The 830-nt window shown below is 66.1% G+C and carries 1 protein-coding gene and 1 pseudogene; both read left to right on the top strand.

Translation table 11 applies throughout. From position 1 onward, the window contains the following. Positions 1 to 172, top strand: a pseudogene (locus AC1D00_RS43440) (thioredoxin); the annotation flags it as partial. 47 nt (positions 173 to 219) lie between these two features. Further along, complete coding sequence (locus AC1D00_RS43435; protein ID WP_135176387.1) at positions 220 to 594, top strand: response regulator; 375 nt, start codon at positions 220 to 222, stop codon at positions 592 to 594. Positions 595 to 830 lie beyond the last annotated feature (236 nt).

Genomic DNA, 830 nt, shown 5'->3' with positions numbered 1-830 from the left:
CGACGCGCAGGGCGCGGAAATCTATGCCTGGAATGCTGTGCTGGAGCAGACCGTGCTGCGGCCCGGCGAGCGCGCCTTCTTCCGCTCGCGCCTGGCCTCCCCGCCGCCGGAGGGCCGCAATATCGACGTTCGCTTCTTCAACCGGCGCGACATTGCCGGCGGCAGCGTGTAATCAGGCTCGCAAGGTCCGCACGGGAGGTTGGTCCCAAGGTTGGTCCCATGCCAAAAATCTTGATCGCCGACGACGAGGATTCGATGCGCCAGCTGGTGGCGCGCGCCATCGCCATGGACGGGCACCAGACCGTGACCGCGCAGGATGGCGCCGAGGCGCTGGAGATCCTGACCCGCGAGGACGGCGCATTCGATTTGCTGCTCACCGACATCCAGATGCCGGTCATGGACGGCATCGCGCTGGCGCTCTCCGCCGCGCGCGATTTCCCCGACCTGACCATCCTGCTGATGACCGGGTTTGCCGACCAGCGCGAGCGCGCCTCGAACCTCAACGCGCTGGTGCATGACGTCGTGACCAAACCGTTCTCGGTCGCCGACATCCGCACCGCAGTGGCGGACGCGCTGGCGGCGAAGAAGCGGTAGCGCGCGGCCGCCGCAGTCGCGTCGGCTATGCCTCTATGACGCGACGCCGCCGCTATACATTCGGTGTCGTCCTGGCGAAGGCCAGGACCCATACCGCGTGATTTATCTGTCAGAAAAGGACGGCGTACCGGGCGACGAGTCTTCGCCAAACCGCTCCCTGGGGTAATGGGTCCTGGCGCCCGTGCGCAATTGCGCACTAGGCCAGGACGACGTTGGAGAGGCGGCTCAAAAATCAT

The organism is Bradyrhizobium sp. P2_E8 (assembly GCF_056403875.1).
This window is presented reverse-complemented; position numbering and strand designations above follow the sequence as displayed.

Coding starts and splice junctions, on each gene's coding strand:
- AC1D00_RS43435 (WP_135176387.1), top strand. CDS start 220: ATGCCAAAAATCTTGATCGCCGACGACGAGGATTCGATGCGCCAGCTG.